Raw genomic sequence first — 19,258 nt, 5'->3', positions numbered from 1 at the left:
TGTGGTTCACCCGCCGAGGTCGATCCTCGCGGGAGTCAGTTGTTGCGCAGTTGCCGAAGGGCGGCCGCGGCGCGCTCCCTGCCGGTGCCCTGGTCGCTGTCAGCGGAGGAGCCGGAGTGGAGTTTCTTGGCGTCGGGCTTCGGCTTGGCCTTGGCTCCGAGGTCGGACAGGAGTTCGTCGGCGTCTGCCGCGAATTCCTCCTTGCTGGTTCCGACGAGGCGCTTGGCCTGCGTCGCAGTGAGGCCCTTCTCCAGCGCGACTTCGAGGCGCGCAACCTGCTGCTGCGTGGGCGTGAGGGCCGTTTCGGCCTTCTCTGCGCGCTCGCGCTCCCTCTGGAGCTCGGTCTTGTTGGCCTCGTCGGCCTGATCGAACTTCGCAGCCTTGGCCTTGATGTCGTCGTAGTCGGCGAACTTGCTGCGTTCGCGTTCCAGCCGGGCGCCGACCATGCGGTCGAACTCCTCCTGGGACGTCGGCGGCTTGAACTCGGCGGCCTTCTCGGCGTCGGTCTTGACTTCCTCGCTCATGCGAGTCCTCCTGCAGCCACGCATTGACCGCTGCGTGTCGGCGTAGCCCGCTGTCTGGCGGGGGCTAGTGGGTGGCGATGTACGCGCGGACGCGTGCCTTGTCGGCCTCGCTGGCCGTGCGCACCGAGGGAGTGAACGGCTTGACGGGGAGTGGCTCCCCGCCCCATGCGGGGACTGCGGAACATCGACAGTTGTCGTGCGACGCAAAGTCGGCAGTGGCCTCGGAGTAGACCGCGCCGCGGCCGATCAACATGTCGCAGAAACCGTCCTTGCAGGCGCCTACGCCCACGCGCTGCCAGCCACGGGCGCCGGGGTCTTCCACGGCCGAGCCGGTCACGGTGTAGCGGACATGGTCGGCGATGCGGCGCTGAGTGCCGCCCAGGATGAGCGCGTGAAGACTGGCGTCGTCAGTGGCCTTGCTTAGTGCCCAGCCAATGAGGGCCTGAGTGCCGCGATCGTCGGCCTCGACCGGGATTGCTGTGAACGGGCTCTTGACCGCCGACTTGGCACGCTGGTCGTCGTACCACTCGGCCGCGATGGCGGCGCCGGCGGCGCCAAACTCTTGAATGATCGATGGGAGCAAGTCGCGCAAGGCGGTCTCGGCTGACGCACCCGAAGCCACGAGGGACCAGAGGCGGGACAGGTCTCGCCCGGCCAGTGTGACCAGATCGGCAGTCTCAGACCGCAGGCCGGTCGCCACTGGCTGCCCTCAGTCGATCCAGAACGCCGCCGCCAGCAGCGCGGCGAACCGCCTTGCGGGCAGTGTCCACGCGCTGCTGCGACCAACCGGGGATGTCCTCGAGCATGGCCTCGATCGGCACATCGGCAGTCGTCAGCTTCACGATGCCGTCGACAACCTGCGCGAACGAGCGCGCCTCGGTCTCGGCCCAGACGACCTCTGCGTCCTCGGGGACCTCGATGTCGTGCAGGAAGGCGTAGTCACGGATCATGAGCTCAACGGACTCGCCCAGCGACGACTGCTTGGCGCCGAGCTTGTCCTGGTAGGGCTTTGCAATCTGGGCGATGGCGTCGGCGCCAAGGTTCGCGAATGAGCCCGTGATCCCGAATGGCGCGACGCCGGCCTTCATGGCGGCATGGACGGTCATCTCGAGCAGGATTGAGTTGTAGCCATCGACGGACGCCTGCGGAAAGGCGCCGACAGCGACCGTCTCCTTGGAGTCCTCGAAGGCCATGAGCGTCTGCGCAGATGCTTTCGCCAGTTCGGCCGGCCCGGACGGCGCCCAGCCGATGACGTACTTCTGCGGGAAGGCGCCGTAGCGCGAAACGACCAGTCGGTCGAAGTTCACGGCGTTGATCGCTCGCTGGTCGCCGATCAACGGCTCAATCTCGCCCTCGACGAGGTCCTCGCAGTCGCGCGTGTTGACGAAGCGGATCACAGGGCAGTGATCGAGGCCGTGGGCCTCTGGCTCCTCGTCGATCGTCAGTGACATGCGACGCTGAGCAGTGCGTGTCTGCTCGGCTTCGTCCTGCTGCTTGCTGATCGTGCCGAGGCTCACGGGGTAGACGTGCGTCTCGTCGAACAGTCGGCCCTTGCGCATGGGCTTCGGACCGGAGCGGTCAACCCAGGTCTCGAGCGCGTACACGGGGAAGTCGTCAACGTGCGCGTCGGCGTACACCGCGAACACCTGACGAGGGGAGCGGAAGCGGATCCCAGACTTCGACACGATCGCGTAGCCCGTGCCGTAAGTGACGGCGGCGCGGTAGACCTCGGCCTGTCGGGCGTCGAGCTTCTGCTGCTGCCACAAGCGCCAAACTTCGGCGTCGTTCTCCGTGGCATCGGGAGAGCGGAAGCCGACCACAAGCAGTGGGTCGGTGAAGGCGTTGCGGACGAGGCCGAGAACGTTCTTGACGGACATCTTGGCGATGTCTTGCAGCTCGTCGCCAGCGCCATCCGGCACATCCGGCACGCCCAGCTTGCCGCGCACATAGCCGTAGACACGGTCATGGGCGGGGAGCTCGTCCCGGTGTCGTGCCCAGAGGTCACGGACGGTGGAGATCACTTCGGCTTCGTCGAGCATCGTGGACCTCCTCTCATGCAAACACGGCACGGCCTGCGGACTTCGGGGATGTAGATGCGCCGTAGTGCGCGAGGGTCACGGCCACCAGCGGCGCGATATTGGCGTCGGGGTCACGGCGGTCCCAGCCCCAGCCGCCGGCCTGACCGATCGCGCGCTTCTTGGCGCCAGTGAGTGCGTCATTGACGGCCGCCTGACCCGCGTGCGTGAGTAGTTGGCCGAGAGCGGCTGCATAGAGCCCGCCGCAGCCCTTTGCCATGTCGCCAGCAGACCCCGCGTTGACCTTGCAGCGGCGATTCTTCAGCAGTGGAACGAGGCGTGCGGCCGGAGACGCGCTGTCGATGGTGATCGGGATTCGGCGGCCGGCTCGACCGGCGATCCAGTCCGCCGCCGCCTCGTCGTCGGCCCAGTTGTCGACCGCCAATAGTTCGACATGGGACGAATCGTCCTCGCGCCAGCAGGCAGCGACCACCAGGACGCCGTCGTGCGAAGCGTCAACGCCAATAGAGGAAGGAGCAGTCCCGTCCGGCGGCCCGTCGGCTGCAAGGTCGGTCCAGGTCGATGCGGGAATGACGGCGAGAGACTTTGCGGTCTCGTCCCAGATGCCCAGCACCTCGCGGAGCACATCCTCGGGCGACATGTTCTCGACCAGACGCTCAATGGCGGACTCGCCGACCCTGAACCCGAACGACGGATTGGCCGTCGCAAGATGCTGCCAGAATCCGTCTGCTTGGATGTCGAGTGGAGCGCCGCGGTCGGCAGAGAACTCGACGAACACACCCTTGTAGGGGCGAGGCTTCTTGACTTCGATCGCACGCTTGCGGCGACGCTTGAACGCCTCGTCGACCCCGAGTCGGGCTTCCTGTGGCCGCGGGGGAGTGCCCATGAAGAACGCCAGTCCAATGTCGGAGACGTTCATCGCCGCGAGCATGTCAGTGAGCGCCGATTCCTTGAGGTTCTGGCACTCGTCGTAGACCTGAATGTCGACCTCGGAGAACCCACGACCGAAGCCTGAGGAGCGGGCGCCGAACAGGATCCGTGATCCGTTGGCGAAGTGGACGCCTCGGTTGTCATCGGTGAACACGACCGGATACTGCGGCCGCATCTTCGGTCGAATCGCTGGCTTCTCTACGATGCCCGCGATCTTCGACAACGTCTCACTCGAGGTTCGGTCGTGGTGGGACGACCAGACGACCGTAGTTCCGGGTCGCGCAAGGCAGATGGCGACGAGGCCAACCATGACGCCCCACGTCTTTCCGGCCTGGCGGGCGATCGACAGAGTGACGCCCATGACGTCGCAGCAAAGCGTGCCATCGAGGCGCAGTCCAAGCGCGATCTCCCAGATGTCCTGCTGCCACTGGTCGAGGGTGATGCCCATCCCCGGCAACTCGGGCGCGATCAGCTCATAGAAACGAGTGAAGGCGATGTCCTCGGGGATGACGCAATGCCGAGCAATCTCGACGAGCGGAGCAGGATTAACTCGAGCGACGGAAGCGGTCGGCATTGAACGCGACCACCTTGCCGAATTGCGCGTCGGCCGCTTCGCTTACAGCCTCTCGTGCGGCGTCGGCAGACTTCTCCGCGCGCAACGACACGATCTTGTGCATGAGGCGGTCGGCTTCGATCGACAGCGCCTTGATCTCGGTGCCCGTGGGTGGGCGTTCGCTCTCACCTAGGATCCGGTTCGGATCCATCATTGTCGCGACGATCTCGTAGCGGCGTTCGGCTTCGGCGAGCAGGTCGCCGGCCTCCATCGCGGAGATCAGGCTGTGGGCCTCGTTGCTTGTCATCGGGTTCCTCCCAAGGTCGCCCGATTGCCGCTCGGCGTCAGCGTTGGTGCGTCGGGAGTGACGCAGTTCGAGGGGCCGCTCAAAAACGGTCCTGGCACACACACGGCCCTATGCCCTGAGGTGGCCGGGCCGTGGTGCGAAGGGGTCTCCCCCCACCCTCACCAGGTGCGCGTGGTGATGAACGAGGTGGGGCGGCGCTTGGCTCGGAGTTGAGCCTTGGTCTCCTGACCTCGCCTGACATTGCAAAGCCGGTGAGCAAGGCGCGCGTTGCTTCGGTCCAATGGATCGCCCCCGAGCGCAACAGGGATGACCTCGTCCACCTCGGGGGATCCGTCAAGGTGGGGCGGCAGGCTCTTATCGACAGGCTGGCCGCAAAGCCAGCAGTTGTCTTCCTCTGCGAGGACAGCGCGCCGGAGTTGATTGCGCCGATGGCCGTTCGCCCGACGGGGATTGGGGGTGGTCATGCGACCAGGGCGGGGTGGTCTCGCTCCCAGTGGCAGGGGGTGGGCCATTGCTCACGCGCCCATGCACCCAGCGCACCGCGCCACGAGTCAGGGTTGCCGCTCAGGTACGGCATGGGGTTGGCGAGCTTGGAGGCCAGCGACTCGGCCTTGACCTTGGCGTTGCCCCGATGGTCACCCTCGCCACCAATGCCGGCCAGTGGGTAGAGCTCGCCAACCGCAAAGGGTTGGCCAGTGGGGTACGCAGCGAGCGCGTCGCGCAGTCGCTTGGTGTCGAACATCAGCGGCGTGTGGCACTCATAGACGAACGGATCGGTGTCGGTGGTCTCGCCGACCCATGTTCCGGTCGCGATGACGGCACGGTGCCAGGCGTTGAGGGTGCGCCCATCCGCCTTCTCGGCTGCTGCCCACTTGGACACGCGGCTTCGGTTGCGGCAGACCACGATCTCGTTGTGCGGCTCGGTGGCGAACATGTCGTCGTTGAGCACCACAACGCGATCGGCGGCGCCGGGAAGATTGACGTAGGACTCGAGCGACTGCCGCTGGTTGCGGAACTTGTCGGCGTGCGGGGTGAGCGGGAGGCGTGCGCCGGCGAACCAGGCTGGCACATCGCCGACGGCCCACACGTCACGGATCTCAATGTTCAGGTTGGCCGCGAACGACCGGAGTGAGTACCGCATCTCCTCGCGACCGGGAGAGTCTGGCTCGCCGCCCACGACGTAGACGAGGTCGGTGGTCATGGCTACCGCGTGCGGACGATGGTGAAGCCGCGCTTGGTGGGCTGCTTGGCCCAGAGGTGAACCTCGCGGCCTTCCCAGTTCCACTTCTCGCGCAACACCTTGGTGCGGGTCAGTGCCAGTCGTGCGCCCTCTTCGACCTCGAACCGCGGGTCGCCAACGTCGTGCAGGACGATGACGGCGTCGTCGGCCATGTTCGGCAGCCACGCCTTGAGGTCATCGCGCACATCCTCCTTGCGGTGGAGGGCGTCATGGAACAGCAGGGCAACGTCGAGGTCGTCGTAGTCCTTGGCGCCGTCGACTCCGGTCGACTGGTGGGCGGTCACGTACTCGCCGGCACCAGTGCGAGCCATGTGGGCGTCGAACGCCTCACGGGTCTCAGAACGCACATACTCAACGATGCTCGGTGCGTGCGTCTCGTAGCCAGCGGGAGTGTCGCCGTTGTCCCACGGGTCGTAGGCATGGACCGCGACTGCATTGCCACGCGAGGAACCGAGGGCCAGGTGTGCGGTCGAGCGGCCCTTGAAAGACCCGAGTTCAACGATGGTCCGGCCGGCCGACACCTTGGATGCCAGCTCGATCAGGGCGTCACGGCACGGGTTCTCGATCAGGCCGGGGGACTGCTTCTGATCGAGGATCATCTCGGCGTTGAGCGTCATGAAGCCGCCTCCCAATCGGTGAGCAATGCGTCGATCCGGCGAATGCGCGGTCACCCACGGCGTGCAGTCGGGGTGGTGCAGTTGATGTGCCGCGTACTTCGCCAGGTGTGTGAGCGCTTCGGCGATGTCTTCGCGGCTGCTGTCGTCAGTGACGAGCAGGATGTCAACGCTCACGACTCACCCCCGAACGACAGCGACCCCGCTCGGCGTGCGAGTCGGGGTCGTGGTGGGAATCCGGGGACGCTTCCGCCACCAGTTACTGCGACAAGGGTAGCGCACGTCACGACGCAACCGCCGTATCTGTCGCATCGTCATTGGTGCGGGTCTGACCCTCGGCGCGCAGCATGTCCATCACGTCGCCCAGCAGGAAGCGCTTCGGCCCGATCTCGTCACCGTCACCATCGGCCCGCCGGAAGACGCTGATCTGCTCACGCTCACCCCACTTGCTAATCCGCTTGTGCAGCCGGATCACGCTCTGCTCGGTGTCGACCATCGCCACCACGGCCTCAGCCAGCGCCTTCGGTCGAGCCACCCAGTCCCGCGCCTCATCAAGGATCGTGTCGAGGTGATCCCTCGCGTAGGTCACCACGCCACAGGCGTTGCACTTCACCCACGTCAGGCCGGGGATCACATAGGTGCCGGAGTTGCACTGTCCGCAGCCACCCGCGTACCAACCGGGTGCGACATCCTCGGTAAGTGCCCGCAGTGCGTCCTCGTGCTCGCTGAGTTCCGCGACGAACGTGCCCGCCCATTCGAGCGTGGCGATGCTGGTCAGGTGCTCGGCCAGGATGCGGCACAGGGCCGCGGTCTGGTCAGCCTCGCCATCCATGTCGGGCAACTCGATGCCTCGGTCATCGGCCAGCGCCATTGCCCAGCCGACGATCTTGGCGCCGATCTCATCCAGTGCGGCACTGACTCGGTCGGTCTTTCGGGTCTCGCCGTCGTACAGCACGCGCGATCCGGGCACTGGTCGAGAGCCGGCGCGTCCTGGTCGCCAGCGTGCGAGGTTGCGGAAGTAGACCGGCAGGTACTCGAGGCACCCAGCCGCCTTCATCTGCGACAGCTCGCACAGCGCGAGTCCGTTGCTCGTCGTGGTTCCACAGTGCAGGCAGTTCATTCGCTCTCCTCGATCGCTTCCATCACTGCATCCACGGCCTGCTGCTGGTCCGGCCCGAGCCAGTCGAGCGCGTCGGTCACTCGGTCTCGCATGGTCATCAGTCCTCGCCCTCCCAGAGCAGTGGTTCAACCTCGGCGTTCAGCCACCAGATGCGGTGTTGGTGCGTGTTCCAGAAGCTCTCGTACCTCGGCATCGAGTCCGGGTAGACGACGATCTGGTCGATGACGCCAGCGACGTAGGTCCCGTGGTTCCCGTTTCCCGACACGTCCTCGGCGCTCGGCAGACGCCAGTACAGGAGCGGTTCATCGACAAGCACCTCGTCGGGATAGGTCGATTCCCCCTCCACATCCCAAGCCTCCCCGGGCACCAACCAACCGACCACCGCCAGCACCGCATCCACCGCGAGTCCGGCGATGCCCGTCCAGGTGGCCCACGCGCGGGTCATGGGGTGGCCTCGCGATACGGGTTGGGCAGCCGCTTGGCGTCACCCGGCAGCCCCGCGGCCAGTCGCAGGATCGCCTTCTCCACGGCATCCACGGCCCGGTCGTAGCCGCGATCCCACGCCACGGCCTGCTGCTCCCGCGCCTCCCCGTCCCCAACCAGCCCCCCAGCAACCAGCGCGTCAGCGAGAGCGTCAGCGAGGTGGGCGCGGTGGGTGTTCTCGCACTCGACCTTGGGCCACGGCAGTTTCTTGCCGCACTGGCAGTGGTTGTCCCACTCGGAGATGCCGGGCGCGGGCGTGGTTCGGCGGCGTTCGGTGTGCGCGTGCTCACTCGCCACCTTCTCCGCCACGGCGGCTGCACGGTCACGCGGTGAGGTGGTCATGGCGTCTCCTTGGTGCGGTAGGGGTTGTGCTTCTCGCAGCCGTCGAGTGATGACGTGATGCCGTCGCAGGTCGTCCCGTGCCCCAGGTCCCACGCCTCGGCCTGCTTGCTGGCAACATGTGCCTCCAGCCAGCGACCGAACGTCACGTACCAACCGGGGTCGCGGCTGTCGGGCCACAGGCTTCGTGCGCCTTCCATGAACGCCCGCTTGACGAACTCGTCGGTCGGCTCGTGCGGCACCTCTGTGCCGAACTTGCGCCGCACCTTCTCAGTCGCCCACCACTCGTCATGTGCGCTCACGGCTCGCTCACCTCCACCCACGGCGAGGGAGCAGGTGAGTACCGGGTCCGCTTGAACAGGTCTTGCGGTCGGCCTCGGGTGTCGTACCGCGCCAACTCCTCGTCGTAGTACCGGGACGTTCCGCCGGGGTCGATGCATCCCGCTTGGATGCCGGACCCGATGCCAGACGGCCCGCCCCGCACGCCCCACTCCACGACGCCCTCACTCAGCCGGGCCTCAGCAGCCTCGGCGCGTTCTCGAGTGCGCTCTCGCAGGACCCGGTCAAGTTCATCGAGCACGCGGTCCCGTTCGGCGGTGACCTCCGCGAGCCGGGCAGACAGGATGCGCTCGACGGCGTGCTTGATGCCGACCGCGAGCAGGTCCCCATGCGGCTGGATCCGATGCGTTCCCAGCACGGCGTAGACCGACGAGGCAACAGTGCTGACCTCGCCCTCCGTCAACCGCACGCCCTCGTCCCCCGCGTCCGCGCTCATGCGTCACACCCCGTGCACAGCCCGCAGTTCTCAGGCAGTCGGTGGCCGTGTGGGCATTCGTCCCGCGCGAACTCCTTCGACCGCGCCACGATCCGGGCCGCGTGCTCGTCGGACACGGTCTCCCGCAGTGCCTTGGCTTCCGGGGTGCCGAGCGAGGACCGCTCGATCAGGGCAGCCGCGTCCGTGTCGTCCGCGCTCATCGTCCGGCCTTCCAGTCGCTCCACACGGCGAACGCGAACAGGCTGGCGATCGCGGCGTACCCGAGCCATGTCCCGGTGTTCATCGGTCCTCCTTGGTGGTGGCGGCGCGCAGTCGTGAGTACGCCGCCATCGCGTACTCCGGCAAGAACTCGAGGTTGACGTGCGGGAGGACCGCCCGGATGTCCGCTCGCAGGGCCGCGTCCGTGTCGTCCGCGTGGACGGGGGCGGGGTGGGATGGCCCTGTGCATCCTTCGTCCGGACCGCAACAGTGATGATCCGTCACGGGGTACGCGTGCGCAGAGCCGTAGGGATCGATCGCACATGTCGCCTTCGCGGCCTGGACGCCGGTGGCGTGCACCCACAACTGCAGGTTGGCGCGGCCGATGCCCTCACCGCAGTTCGTGCACTTGTTCTCGGTCTGGATCATGGCTTCTCCTTGGTGGTCGCGAGTTCGGCCTGGTGGGTAGCGCAGATGGGGACGATCTCGACTCCGTGCGATCCGTCAGCGAGGACGACAGAGGTGGTGGCTTTGTCGGTGCAGTCCTTGACTCGGCATCGGCTCGTGCTCATCGGTCAGCCCATCGACACATGCCTTGGTGGCGAGCGCGATAGAAGTGCTCTCCGATGTGCCCGCGCACGCCCTGACAGGTGTGGTGACGGTGGTAGCCCGGACCGCCCTCGGGTGCCATGCATTGAGGCAGAAAGGGCAAACAGTTGTGGTCGTCGTTGCCGTGGTTCGGGTGCCCACATCCCTCTGTGCCTGGGGTCGTGGCGTCGACACTCAGGTCCCCTAGCGCCAAGAGTGCCTTGATGTCCGCGACTGGCAGCCCATCGAGCGGGATCCAGCAGGAGCACGGGTCGGCCATGCTGGTCGTCTGGCCGCATCCGTCGCAGGTCCATGGCGGACACGATGAGCAGTGGTCGGGGGTCGGGACGTCCGGACCTGCGTCTCGCCCGCAGTTCTTGCAAAGGTTGATAGGCGCGGCGTCGTACTCGGGCCGGACGGTTGGCCAATAGACCGTCACGTCAGCGTCGAGGGCGAACCTTGGACGGTCGCTCCATTGCTCGTTCGCTTGCGCCGTAGTCAACGTGGTCCCCGGCATCGGCCCCGTGCGCTCGAAGATCCGTTGCGCTATCCAATCGCCCCACTCCCGATCCGGCAAGACGATCAGCACGCGGCCATCGACCAGCATGACGTTCCCTGGACCGTGCTCGTGACCGCAGCACGATGCGATGGTTCGCAGCCCGCCGTCGTTGAGCGCCTTGATCAGCGGGGCGATGCACGGGTCGCACCAGGTCTTCTCGTCGAGCACGGTCATGGCCTGTTCGCGGTTCTTGTGGTTGCACATCAGTCGTCGCCCCCACCTTCGTGGCTGTGGCCGGAGTCGTCGTACAGGGCCGCGATCCGCTCGCTCGCCGCGTCAATGCCTTCGGACAGGCGCGCATGTGCGGAGTTGAGGCACTGAAGTCGGGCCGCGTACTCGTTGTAGCCGCCCTCGCTCGCCGCGTCCCCGGTGGCGACGGGAAGGTCGGACGGGGCCACGGTCGGCGGGGTGGGGGCGAGCGCGGCCCGGAGGTCGAACAACGGGATCACGCAGCGGCACGGCTCGTCGGGGAACACGCAGCCCTCCCCGACGTGCCCTTGGTCCAACTGCCGCACCCGGTCCAGCGCCTCGTCCGGGGCGGGGTCCGTGGCGGCGAGGCGTGTGGCGAACGTGTCGGCCAGCACTTCGGCAACCTCATCGGCCCACTCGTGATCGGTCGTGTGCGGCACGAGGGCGGCGAAGAACTCGTCGCGCAGGTCGTCAGGCATGGTCGTCCTCCTTGGACTCGGTGGTGGGAGCAGCGGTGGTGAGGTTGACGTCGAAGCCGAGAGCGGCTGCGAGCAAGCGGAGGTTCCGAAGCGTCGGGCTGTGGTCGCCGCGCTCCACCTCGCACAGGCCACCGCTCGAGAGGCCGGCGCGACGGCCGAGTTCGCGCTGAGAGATGCCCTGTCGTCGGCGCTCCTCGATCAAGGCGGCAATCAACGGGTCAGGCGCGCTCACTTGCCCACCTCGGCGTCAGGGTCAGCCAGGGCGGCGCGGACCCTGCCGAGCAGGTCGACCACGATCCGACCATCAGCAGCGCAGTACGGCATCGGGTGGCGACCGTTGATGACAGCCAACCCAGCCGCGACCCGCGCCCGCTCGGCATCCAGGGCGGCGGTCAGGCGGTCGAGCTCGGCGAGGAGCGCGGGGATGTCGCTGCGGGCGGCAGCGACAAAGTCATCGTCGGCAGGCGTGGCCCACGCTCGACGTTCGTACAGCCGGAAGAATCCCGCGGGCTCGTAGAAGCCGATCCAGTTCGTGTGCGCGATCTCGACGGACTGCCACGGTCCCGGTGTCGCAGCCTCCATGCGCACCCGGATCGCCTCGACGTCCAGATTCGCCCTGTGCGGGCCTACTGGCGTCGCGGTGGCACTCGGGTCCACCTCGGTGCTCGCGGGCCGCTGGTGAATTGCCGGGGTGGCTTCCTCGGCGTCCAGAGGGCAATCGTCGTCGCGCTTCCCACAGGTGTCGCAGTACGAGTGCATCGCACCGCAGCCGCAGACCGTCCGGTCGAACCAGCCAGAGTCGCACTCGTGCTCGGTCATGCCGACACCTCGGGAACCATGCCCTCGACGACGACCGAGAACTGGCGCGGCGGGGTCTCCTCGCCCATGTCGACGACCGAGAACGACCACAGCGGCGAGATCGTGATCATCGGGTCCGGGCCAACGGTGTCGACGCGGGCCATGACGAACTGCCAAGCGTCGGCAAGGCTGTCGACGGTCGTGGCGTATCGGGTGGTCACCTCGATGGGTGCGGTCTCGCTGCTCATGCTCGGGTCTCCTTCTCGTGGCGGGTGGGCTCTGGTGCGGCGGGGGTGGGGTCGGGGTCGATGTCCCGCTTGCGGGGAAGCGGCGGCTTCGGTGCCACGTCTCGGCGTCGGGCTGCGTCGTGGGCGCTGACGAAGTCGTGCCCCGACAGCGACGTGTGGCGGTGGACGGGCAGCGAGCAGATGTCGCACGCGGTGGTGGGGTCGTAGGGCTCAAGCGGCTGAGGACGAGTGCCGCGCTCCTGCCAGTTCGGGGCGCCGAGGTTCGCGATGACTCCGGGCGTCTGGGCCTTCGCGTCATCGGCAGCTCGGATCACCGACAGCGAGACGTCGGCGAGCGCGAGGTGGCGGACCTTGGCGATTGCGGCGAAGGTGCCGGCGTCATCCCAGCGGGGTGAACCTGACGGGCGGCAGCGAATGGCGAGGTGGACGAGTGCGCGGATGTCCTGGTCGGTCAGTGGCATCGCATTGACCTCGCAGCGGCTCGGCTCGTGCAGTAGGTGACGATGCAATGCGAAGGGGAGTTAATACTTCTTTTGGGTCGGGTCGGGTCGGGTCGGGTCGGGGCAGCGTTACGCCCTCCGTTACGCGACGCGTTAGTAACGGCGTTACGCATCACTTCTTGCCCTCCTTCTTCCGACGCTCGCGCCACTCCTTCTGTCGTCGTGCCGTTGCCTCTCGCTCGTCATGGACGTGCGCCTTGGTTGGCTGTCGTTGCTCCCACTCATGGAAGGCGTAGCCGGTCGGGAGGCGATCCCAGAGGCCGACCTCGACGAGCTTCTTTGCCTGTCCGGTCGTGCCGAGCGAGCCGACGATGACGTCGGGCACGAAGCCGTCGGAGAGGGTCTGCATCGACCAGGAGCCGGCGCGGACCCACAGGCCCATCGCGGCGTTTCCTGCCGCGACTGTCTTGTGGTGCAGGGCGAGGGTGTCGTCGACCTTGAACCAGACCATCAGCTTGCGGTCCTCTCTGGTCGGTAGCGGTTGGTATTCCAGCCCGTCAGCCGCTCGAGCTCGGCCAGCGATTTGCCATCGGCTTCCCAGAGGCGCACGACCTCGGCTTTCTCGGCGGGCGACGTATCCAGTCGGTACGCGCCGGCCAGCACCTCTTTGACGAGCACCAGATCGACGCCGACGCGTCTGCTTCCCAGCGTCTCGGTTGTGCGCCGCTCGTTCGGGTCGTCGATGTCGTCCCATGCGAGCGGCGGCACGTAACCCTGCTCGGCCGCGCGCTTGCGCGACAGTTGCGACGGTCCGGGCGAGCCGGACAGCGCTTCGTAGGCGGCATCGACGAGACGCCAGTCGTGCGCATTGATGGCCTTGTGTCGGTGTGCAGCGAGGTGGTGGGAAACGCGACCACCGAGCAGGCTGGTGATGTCCTCATGGCGCCACCCGAGCGCCATGAGCGCCCTGATACGACGGGCGGAGCCGAGGGAAGGAACGAACATCTGGTCTGGCACTGACTCGGGCACGCCGACACTGATCGGCAGGTCCAGGATCGGGGCGAACTTGCGCTCGGCGCGCATGGATCGACCGTTCGCGATCAACAGCAAACCGCCCACTGATGCATTGACGTTGGACGCTGCCAGGATCGCGGGACCCGACCATCCGAGGCCGATCAGTGCCTTGATATGGATGCGCAGGGGAGCGGCGTCGATTGGGGCGATGGGTTCGCCTCGCAGTTGGGCGAGGGCGATCCGCTTGCGTCGATCTGCGGCGACCCGAGCGTTCCGGCGAGCGGCGTCGTAGGTGCTCATGCCGCACCTCGGCCGCGAAACATCCGCAACCCGTACTCGCAGCCTTGCGCGGCACAGACGCCTGAGTGCTCGCCGCGGCTGAACGGGTGGAGTCGGTAGTCGAGGTTCGCCCGTTGTGTCGCCGCCCAGATGGACTCGACCTCGGTGATGAACTCGGGCGTGATGATCGCCTTCATGCCGCACCACTCTCTGGTCGCCGAATCTTCTCGAGGGACAGCCACATAGCAGCCGGGAGTCCCTTCTCGGGTGGGTGGATGCGTTCGGTGGACGCAGCGACGTGGACCCAGGAGTCGTCGCCGAGCACGCCCTCGTCGACCAGTGCGTCGGTGACGACCTTCTTGGTCGCGGCGAGGTTGTCGGCGTCACGTCGGCGCATGTCCGGCACGCGCCAGTGCAGAGTGACCTCGCAGCCGTCGAGCAGCGGCACCTTGGCGGCACGGATCGCCCAGCGTGCTTCGGTGCGCGCCTGTCCGGTCGCGCGTGCCTTGGTGGCCCAGTGGCCGCGATCATTTGGGGAAATCGGGGGCGCTGTCCAGGGCAGTGGGATCTCGTAGCGCTTCATGCGGCACCGCCGAACAGCGAGCCTTGGTCGTTGTTGCGAGTCCAAGCCATCAACTTGGGCAGGTTCACGTCCGGCCCGAAGCGCAAGTAGGTGCCGTCCACTGAGTCGACGCCCGATCGCGTCGGCGTACAGCCACCGCTTCTCGGAGTTCACGCGGCCCATGTGGACCCACTTGCCGCGCGCCTTGGCCTCACGGACCGCAGTGCGTCCATCGGGGCCGAGTTTGAAGGCGTCGTCGCCACCGATGAACAGGACGTCGAACTCATCCCACGGCACGTCGGTCTCGGCGAATCCGTTCTGCGCCACGTAGGCCACCGGGTAGCCGAGCTCGCGGATCTTCGCGAGCCAGGGCAGGGATCGTTCGAGGGTCGCAGCGGCGTCACCAACGACATCAGGCGCGGTGGCGAACATGCAGTCGGCTGCGGCGTGGGCGTTCTTGGTGAGGAAGTCCCACCACTTCGGCTCGTCGAACTTGTCGGAGTAGCAGCCATTGTCGGCGATCCACTGGACGCCGGGTGGTCGACGGTTGCCTTGTGCCGGCGTGTCGATGTAGTGGATCTGCCCGGCGAGCATCGCGGCGATCACGGCGTCACTCGCGCAGGGGTTGGCGTAGAAACGCATCGGACCTCCATGCCGGCCGTGGTCCAGGTGCTTTCGACTGACACGAGTTCGATGCCGTCGACCACGCTCAGGTCGTGGCCGATGCGATCAGTGATCTGCTCGTGAGAGACGCGCGCGTCCTTGAATCCGCGCAGGTACTCGGCGAGCGCGTGAAGCTCCAATGTCGCTCCATTGCACTGCCACGTGATCGTCACGCGGCCCTCGTCGACCTCGTCCACAACGGGGCAGAGGTGAGTCAGTGGTCCGGTCGCGGCGATCCTGACGTCAGCGTCAATCGGGATCGTTTGGCCGGATCGGCTGCGCTCGGTAGACCATTGCTGTCGGGCGAAGATGCTCATGCCGTCGCCGCCTTCCGACTGGACCGAACGACAATCACGAGCGCGACCACGACGGCCGTGACGGCGACCTTGCCGACCATCTGGCCCTGCCATGCGTCGGCGATCGGGAAACCGGCGATCCAGAGGAACAGGACCGTGTCGACAGCCGATCCGACGATGTTGCTCGCCACGGCTGCTCGGATATAGCCGCGCTTCCGCAGTGGTGTGTAGATCGCGAGGTCAGCGAGTTCGGCCGCAAGGAACGCGACCCCTGAGGCCGTGGCGATGAACGGGTCGGACACGAGGTAGGACAACCCGGCGCCGATGACAATCAGGGCTATGACCGCCCACTTGCCAGCGGTGTCCTGGATTGAGTCGCGAAGGACGAAGGTCAGGCCGGCGAAGTAGGTGCCCGCCGTTGCCATGTAGCCGAAGCCGACCGACACCATGCCGTAATCGGTGGTGACGTAGTTGGCGAGCAGGATGCAGGCCAGGAAGCCGATGGCGGCTCCGATGCGGATGCTCACTCGGTCACGCCCTCGGCTGGGAAAGCGTCCTCGGGGCTCACGTCGGCGGCCTTGATCACCGGCAGGTGGGCGAGCACAAGCTGCGCCTCGGCCTCGGTGAGTTCCTTGCTGCTGGCGATGTCGCGGCCGACGACCTCGGACATGAACGCCTTCGGGTCGGCGAAGTGGCCGCCTTCCTCGGCGGCGCGCAGGGCGGGGAAGAACTCGGCCCGCGCCCATCCGCTGCGGTAGTCGAACATCGGCTCGACGTCCAGAGCCTCCCCGGTGCTCGCCTCAACCGTGGCCGGGGCATCGGCCGCGTCGGGAGACTCGGCGCTTGGCGTCGCCTGCGCCGGGGAGGGGTTCAGGGCGGCGCGCAACTGGTTCACCGCGCCGACAGGCTGGTCAACGCGCTCGGACTCGACGCGCTCCATCTGCATCTCTTCGACGGCGTACACGCCATTGAGGACGTCGGGCGCGATCTTGCGGCACACCTCGGACAGAGCCTTGGCGTAGAGCATCGCCTGCGGGTCGGTGCGGTACTTCGCGTTGTCGGTGTAGCCCGCCTTCTTGGCTCGGTCAATGGTCCACGTCGACAGCTCGACGTGGTCGGCACCGCGGCGGCGACCCTCGACAGTGACGGCGGTGTCGCTGGTCTCAACGGTGCGCACCTGGTGGCCAGCAGCCATGACGAGCGCGGCCATGGACCGGGCGTAGAGCGCGGCCTGCCCATGGATCACGAACACCTGTCGCGCTGACTGCATCGGGTCGAAGCCGAGGGTGGCGCCGTAGAGCATCGCGGCGGTCAGGTCGTCGGGCTTGCCCCGGAAGTGCTTTGGCACCATGTCGGTCGAGCACACGGCCTTGGCGATCGCGTTGGCGTCAGCCATGGCTGCGGCGGTGGACCGGATCAGGTCGTAGCCGCTGCGGGCCGTGACGGTGGCGAGTTCGGTGGTCGGGTTGTACTGCTCGATGGTCATGCTGCGGTCTCCTTGCGGTCGGGAAGGTCTGCGGGCTTGGCGACGACGACGAAGGTCACGCCGTACTTGCCGGGTTGGCGGCGGGCGATGCGGACGCCGTTGTGCGTGGCGTACTGAGCGCGGCCCATGGCGTCAATGACGGTCGACTTGGCGAGGCGGTCGGACTTCTTGGTGGACTCCAGCTCGTCATGCCACTCCACGAGTTGCCGTGCGGTCGTGGCGTCGAGTTCGACCTCGGCCTTGGGCTCGATGTCCGGGTGGATCTTGCGGACGGCGTCATAGGTGGCGACCGTGTCGTCCAGCGGGGGCGGCACGTCGGCAGCGAGGGAGTCGTAGAACTCTCGCGCCCGCTGCTCGATCACCAGGGCGTCATCGGCGTAGTCGTCGTAGTCGACGATGAACTCGGTGAACACGAGGCGTGGGCCGATGACGGGCACGTGGCAGCGGTGGATGCCGCTGACATGCATCTGCCAGATGACCTGCGTCAGGTAGTAGGCCGGGAGTTCGTCCCAGTCCTGCGCGGTGGACTTCGCTTCGACGAGGACGTCGTGACCGTGCTCGGGCTCAACAGCGCGGGCGTCAGGTGTGGCCGCTGCCCAGTCCCCGAGGGTGTAGCTCGGCGACAGGTCGAGCACGCCAAGGAACTCGGGGTGTTGGTCGCGCCACCATGCGAGGATCGCGGGCTCGAGGTAGTGCCCCCGTCGCGTCGTGTCGGTCTCGGCGGTGTTCGGGAGGTCGCCGTGCATCTGGTGCCAGAGCGCCCGCGGCGACTGCCACGGGGACAGCCCCAGGATTGCGGCGACCTTGCTGGCGGTGACGACTCGCATCCACTCGGGCGAGCCAGGAGTCAGGTCGCTGCTCATTCCCCCACCGCCTGCTTGTGCTCAGACCACTCCCACGCTCGACACGCGGGCACCCAGCAGTCGGGGACCTCGCACACGGACGGGTGGGGGTGGGGGCCGAACCCAGCCGCGAGTTCGGCCAGCGTCGGCTCGGGGATCCCGGCCGCTCGTCGTTGCTCCCGTGCGCGTTCGGCCTTGCGCTGGTCATGGGCGTACAACTCGGGGTCGGTGTCGGAGAGGGTGACGCGCTCTCCATACTGGTCGTACACGGGGCGGCTGAAGACCGGCATCAGGGCACCTCGATCGGCAGCGGGGCATTGCCCTCGGCGATCAGGCGAACGGTCTCGGCGAGGATCAGCGTGACCTTGCCGTCGTCGTCGAAGTTGCCTGTGTCGCCGTCGTGAATCAGCAGGTAGGGGCGAGGCGGCTCGGGGTCACCGTCAAGCCGCGTGCCCACCCACTGCACGGGGTGCTTGTCGCAGTAGTGGCTGGTCCCGTCCGCGCCGATGCGCCAGTCGGCGTCCTCCATCTCGGTGTCGAGGGCATCCATCTCGCCCCAGCCGCCGTAGTCAGACGACTCCATGACGTCGGCGCCACACTCGGGCCAGTCGCAGATCGCGGTGAAGGTGTCGAATCGCTTGATGCTCATGACGGCATCCCGCCGAACTCGCGGACGCGTCGGATCGGCACCACGGGCGCAACGGACGCGGCAGCCTGAGCACGCATCCCCGCGACCGTCGGCATGAGGAAGTGGCGGTCGATCTGCAACGCCTGGACAGCGATCGTGACCCGCGCCCACTCAAGGTCACCCTTGAGCGCAACCACCTTCTCGTCGGCGATCTGGCGTCGTGCGTCGGCGCGGTTGCTGAGTCCCTGCCAGTCGGCGGCGATCTGCTGCCAGTCGGCGGCCTTCTTGTTGGCGCTGGCGATGTCGGCCACCAGCACCGCCCGGTCGCGCTTGTGGGCGTGGTGGATCGCGTAGGCCAGCAGCAGGAAGCCGGTGGCGGAGAGGGTGAAGGGGATCATGCTGGGACGCCTTCCGAGAGGACGCGGACGTGGTGGAGCACGGGCCACGGGACGGTCATGCCGACGTGCCCATCGGTCAGGCAGACCCAGGAGCCGTCCTCGCTGGCCGCCCACTTGAGCGGGCCGACGCCCTTCCCGTCCTCCCATTCGGCAGTCGCCTCGACCACCGCGCCCAGCCCGGTCGGCTCCTCGGGCTTCGGCGGGGTCGGGTTGGCGAACTCACGGAGCGCGGCCTGCAGCGCGTCGACCGTCTGAGCGCTTCCGACGCGTGCAATCTCGTCGTGGATCGCGTCCTCGCGGAAGGAGTGCAACTGCTCGACCTGCTCGCGGTCCTCGGGGTCGATGACGACGAGGGTCCGCCACCAGTCCGCCGCCTCGAAGCGCTCCGATCGAGAGCCTTCGCAACTGCGCCACTCCTCGATGTCCTCGTCGCCCTTGAAGCGGTCACGGACGCGGAGATAGATCAACGGTCCGGTGTCGTCGTCGTACATCGCCAGGGCAACGTCGCCCGGCTTCCAGTTCTGTACTCTGGTCATTGGGTGGTCCTTCTCTCGTAGGTTCTGTCCTCGCCCGCTGGTTGCCCCCAGCGGGCTTCTTGCTGTCTGGGTGGCCCGCTCCCTGCGCCTTCCCCAAGTCGTCGGAAGCGGGCCGTCCGGTGTCGTCGGCCAGT

Annotated in this window: 32 protein-coding genes; all 32 read right to left on the bottom strand. The window is 67.1% G+C overall.

Translation table 11 applies throughout. From position 1 onward, the window contains the following. Positions 1-35 precede the first annotated feature (35 nt). Positions 36-524, bottom strand: coding sequence for a hypothetical protein (locus HRC28_RS24135; RefSeq protein WP_182377888.1), 489 nt, complete (start codon positions 522-524; stop codon positions 36-38). 64 nt (positions 525-588) lie between these two features. Continuing rightward, positions 589-1,116, bottom strand: coding sequence for a hypothetical protein (locus HRC28_RS24130; RefSeq protein ID WP_182377887.1), 528 nt, complete (start codon positions 1,114-1,116; stop codon positions 589-591). Positions 1,117-1,201: 85 nt separating this feature from the next. Next, positions 1,202-2,563, bottom strand: coding sequence for a phage portal protein (locus tag HRC28_RS24125; RefSeq protein ID WP_182377886.1), 1,362 nt, complete (start codon positions 2,561-2,563; stop codon positions 1,202-1,204). A 13-nt stretch (positions 2,564-2,576) separates the two neighbouring features. After that, entirely contained in the window at positions 2,577-4,064 is a 1,488-nt protein-coding gene (locus HRC28_RS24120) for a terminase (RefSeq protein WP_182377885.1), read from the bottom strand. Then, positions 4,036-4,350 (bottom strand): hypothetical protein, encoded by a 315-nt coding sequence (locus HRC28_RS24115; protein ID WP_182377884.1) that lies wholly within the window; start codon positions 4,348-4,350, stop codon positions 4,036-4,038. Before HRC28_RS24115 ends, HRC28_RS24120 begins: the two co-directional genes overlap by 29 nt. 460 nt (positions 4,351-4,810) lie before the next feature. Further along, entirely contained in the window at positions 4,811-5,551 is a 741-nt protein-coding gene (locus HRC28_RS24105) for a hypothetical protein (protein ID WP_182377882.1), read from the bottom strand. Positions 5,552-5,553: 2 nt separating this feature from the next. Further along, positions 5,554-6,381, bottom strand: coding sequence for a class I SAM-dependent methyltransferase (locus tag HRC28_RS24100; protein ID WP_182377881.1), 828 nt, complete (start codon positions 6,379-6,381; stop codon positions 5,554-5,556). 106 nt (positions 6,382-6,487) lie between these two features. Continuing rightward, entirely contained in the window at positions 6,488-7,324 is an 837-nt protein-coding gene (locus HRC28_RS24095; protein ID WP_182377880.1) for a hypothetical protein, read from the bottom strand. A gap of 97 nt (positions 7,325-7,421) precedes the next feature. Beyond that, positions 7,422-7,769, bottom strand: coding sequence for a hypothetical protein (locus tag HRC28_RS24090; protein WP_182377879.1), 348 nt, complete (start codon positions 7,767-7,769; stop codon positions 7,422-7,424). After that, on the bottom strand, positions 7,766-8,149 hold the full coding sequence (locus tag HRC28_RS24085) for a hypothetical protein (protein ID WP_182377878.1): 384 nt from the start codon (positions 8,147-8,149) through the stop codon (positions 7,766-7,768). Before HRC28_RS24085 ends, HRC28_RS24090 begins: the two co-directional genes overlap by 4 nt. Further along, positions 8,146-8,448 carry a hypothetical protein gene (locus HRC28_RS24080; RefSeq protein WP_182377877.1) on the bottom strand — a complete coding sequence of 101 codons (303 nt, stop codon included), beginning with the start codon at positions 8,446-8,448 and terminating at the stop codon, positions 8,146-8,148. Before HRC28_RS24080 ends, HRC28_RS24085 begins: the two co-directional genes overlap by 4 nt. Then, entirely contained in the window at positions 8,445-8,921 is a 477-nt protein-coding gene (locus HRC28_RS24075) for a hypothetical protein (protein ID WP_182377876.1), read from the bottom strand. The genes HRC28_RS24080 and HRC28_RS24075 overlap by 4 nt, the downstream gene beginning before the upstream one ends. Continuing rightward, positions 8,918-9,121, bottom strand: a complete 204-nt coding sequence (locus HRC28_RS24070; protein ID WP_182377875.1) for a hypothetical protein — start codon at positions 9,119-9,121, stop codon at positions 8,918-8,920. Before HRC28_RS24070 ends, HRC28_RS24075 begins: the two co-directional genes overlap by 4 nt. Positions 9,122-9,200: 79 nt before the next feature. Continuing rightward, positions 9,201-9,548, bottom strand: a complete 348-nt coding sequence (locus HRC28_RS24065) for a hypothetical protein (RefSeq protein WP_182377874.1) — start codon at positions 9,546-9,548, stop codon at positions 9,201-9,203. A 139-nt stretch (positions 9,549-9,687) separates the two neighbouring features. Further along, positions 9,688-10,470, bottom strand: coding sequence for a hypothetical protein (locus HRC28_RS25220; RefSeq protein ID WP_202033170.1), 783 nt, complete (start codon positions 10,468-10,470; stop codon positions 9,688-9,690). After that, positions 10,470-10,934 carry a hypothetical protein gene (locus tag HRC28_RS24055; protein ID WP_182377873.1) on the bottom strand — a complete coding sequence of 155 codons (465 nt, stop codon included), beginning with the start codon at positions 10,932-10,934 and terminating at the stop codon, positions 10,470-10,472. Before HRC28_RS24055 ends, HRC28_RS25220 begins: the two co-directional genes overlap by 1 nt. Next, positions 10,927-11,166, bottom strand: a complete 240-nt coding sequence (locus HRC28_RS24050) for a helix-turn-helix transcriptional regulator (RefSeq protein ID WP_182377872.1) — start codon at positions 11,164-11,166, stop codon at positions 10,927-10,929. The genes HRC28_RS24055 and HRC28_RS24050 overlap by 8 nt, the downstream gene beginning before the upstream one ends. Beyond that, positions 11,163-11,753, bottom strand: a complete 591-nt coding sequence (locus HRC28_RS24045) for a hypothetical protein (RefSeq protein ID WP_182377871.1) — start codon at positions 11,751-11,753, stop codon at positions 11,163-11,165. The genes HRC28_RS24050 and HRC28_RS24045 overlap by 4 nt, the downstream gene beginning before the upstream one ends. Then, positions 11,750-11,980 (bottom strand): hypothetical protein, encoded by a 231-nt coding sequence (locus HRC28_RS24040; protein ID WP_182377870.1) that lies wholly within the window; start codon positions 11,978-11,980, stop codon positions 11,750-11,752. Before HRC28_RS24040 ends, HRC28_RS24045 begins: the two co-directional genes overlap by 4 nt. Beyond that, entirely contained in the window at positions 11,977-12,441 is a 465-nt protein-coding gene (locus tag HRC28_RS24035; RefSeq protein ID WP_182377869.1) for a hypothetical protein, read from the bottom strand. The genes HRC28_RS24040 and HRC28_RS24035 overlap by 4 nt, the downstream gene beginning before the upstream one ends. 151 nt (positions 12,442-12,592) lie before the next feature. After that, positions 12,593-12,931 carry a hypothetical protein gene (locus HRC28_RS24030; protein ID WP_182377868.1) on the bottom strand — a complete coding sequence of 113 codons (339 nt, stop codon included), beginning with the start codon at positions 12,929-12,931 and terminating at the stop codon, positions 12,593-12,595. Beyond that, complete coding sequence (locus tag HRC28_RS24025; RefSeq protein ID WP_182377867.1) at positions 12,931-13,734, bottom strand: hypothetical protein; 804 nt, start codon at positions 13,732-13,734, stop codon at positions 12,931-12,933. Before HRC28_RS24025 ends, HRC28_RS24030 begins: the two co-directional genes overlap by 1 nt. Beyond that, complete coding sequence (locus tag HRC28_RS24020) at positions 13,731-13,910, bottom strand: hypothetical protein (protein ID WP_182377866.1); 180 nt, start codon at positions 13,908-13,910, stop codon at positions 13,731-13,733. Before HRC28_RS24020 ends, HRC28_RS24025 begins: the two co-directional genes overlap by 4 nt. After that, positions 13,907-14,917 carry a hypothetical protein gene (locus tag HRC28_RS25215; protein WP_202033169.1) on the bottom strand — a complete coding sequence of 337 codons (1,011 nt, stop codon included), beginning with the start codon at positions 14,915-14,917 and terminating at the stop codon, positions 13,907-13,909. Before HRC28_RS25215 ends, HRC28_RS24020 begins: the two co-directional genes overlap by 4 nt. Then, a complete protein-coding gene (locus HRC28_RS24005; protein ID WP_182377864.1) occupies positions 14,878-15,255 on the bottom strand; it encodes a hypothetical protein in 378 nt (125 codons plus the stop codon). The genes HRC28_RS25215 and HRC28_RS24005 overlap by 40 nt, the downstream gene beginning before the upstream one ends. Then, positions 15,252-15,761 (bottom strand): VUT family protein, encoded by a 510-nt coding sequence (locus tag HRC28_RS24000; protein ID WP_202033168.1) that lies wholly within the window; start codon positions 15,759-15,761, stop codon positions 15,252-15,254. The genes HRC28_RS24005 and HRC28_RS24000 overlap by 4 nt, the downstream gene beginning before the upstream one ends. After that, on the bottom strand, positions 15,758-16,720 hold the full coding sequence (locus tag HRC28_RS23995; RefSeq protein ID WP_182377863.1) for a recombinase RecT: 963 nt from the start codon (positions 16,718-16,720) through the stop codon (positions 15,758-15,760). The genes HRC28_RS24000 and HRC28_RS23995 overlap by 4 nt, the downstream gene beginning before the upstream one ends. Next, on the bottom strand, positions 16,717-17,583 hold the full coding sequence (locus tag HRC28_RS23990; protein ID WP_182377862.1) for a YqaJ viral recombinase family protein: 867 nt from the start codon (positions 17,581-17,583) through the stop codon (positions 16,717-16,719). The genes HRC28_RS23995 and HRC28_RS23990 overlap by 4 nt, the downstream gene beginning before the upstream one ends. Next, positions 17,580-17,852 (bottom strand): hypothetical protein, encoded by a 273-nt coding sequence (locus tag HRC28_RS23985; protein WP_182377861.1) that lies wholly within the window; start codon positions 17,850-17,852, stop codon positions 17,580-17,582. Before HRC28_RS23985 ends, HRC28_RS23990 begins: the two co-directional genes overlap by 4 nt. Further along, positions 17,852-18,211: a hypothetical protein gene (locus HRC28_RS23980; RefSeq protein ID WP_182377860.1), complete on the bottom strand. Its 360-nt coding sequence runs from the start codon at positions 18,209-18,211 to the stop codon at positions 17,852-17,854. The genes HRC28_RS23985 and HRC28_RS23980 overlap by 1 nt, the downstream gene beginning before the upstream one ends. Continuing rightward, positions 18,208-18,588, bottom strand: coding sequence for a hypothetical protein (locus HRC28_RS23975; protein ID WP_182377859.1), 381 nt, complete (start codon positions 18,586-18,588; stop codon positions 18,208-18,210). The genes HRC28_RS23980 and HRC28_RS23975 overlap by 4 nt, the downstream gene beginning before the upstream one ends. Continuing rightward, entirely contained in the window at positions 18,585-19,124 is a 540-nt protein-coding gene (locus HRC28_RS23970) for a hypothetical protein (RefSeq protein ID WP_182377858.1), read from the bottom strand. Before HRC28_RS23970 ends, HRC28_RS23975 begins: the two co-directional genes overlap by 4 nt. Between the last annotated feature and the right edge of the window lie 134 nt (positions 19,125-19,258).

The sequence above is a fragment of the Nocardioides sp. WS12 genome (assembly GCF_014108865.1).
Lineage (GTDB): Bacteria > Actinomycetota > Actinomycetes > Propionibacteriales > Nocardioidaceae > Nocardioides.
The sequence above is the reverse complement of the archived record's forward strand: the minus strand, read 5'-3'. Positions and strand labels throughout refer to the sequence as shown.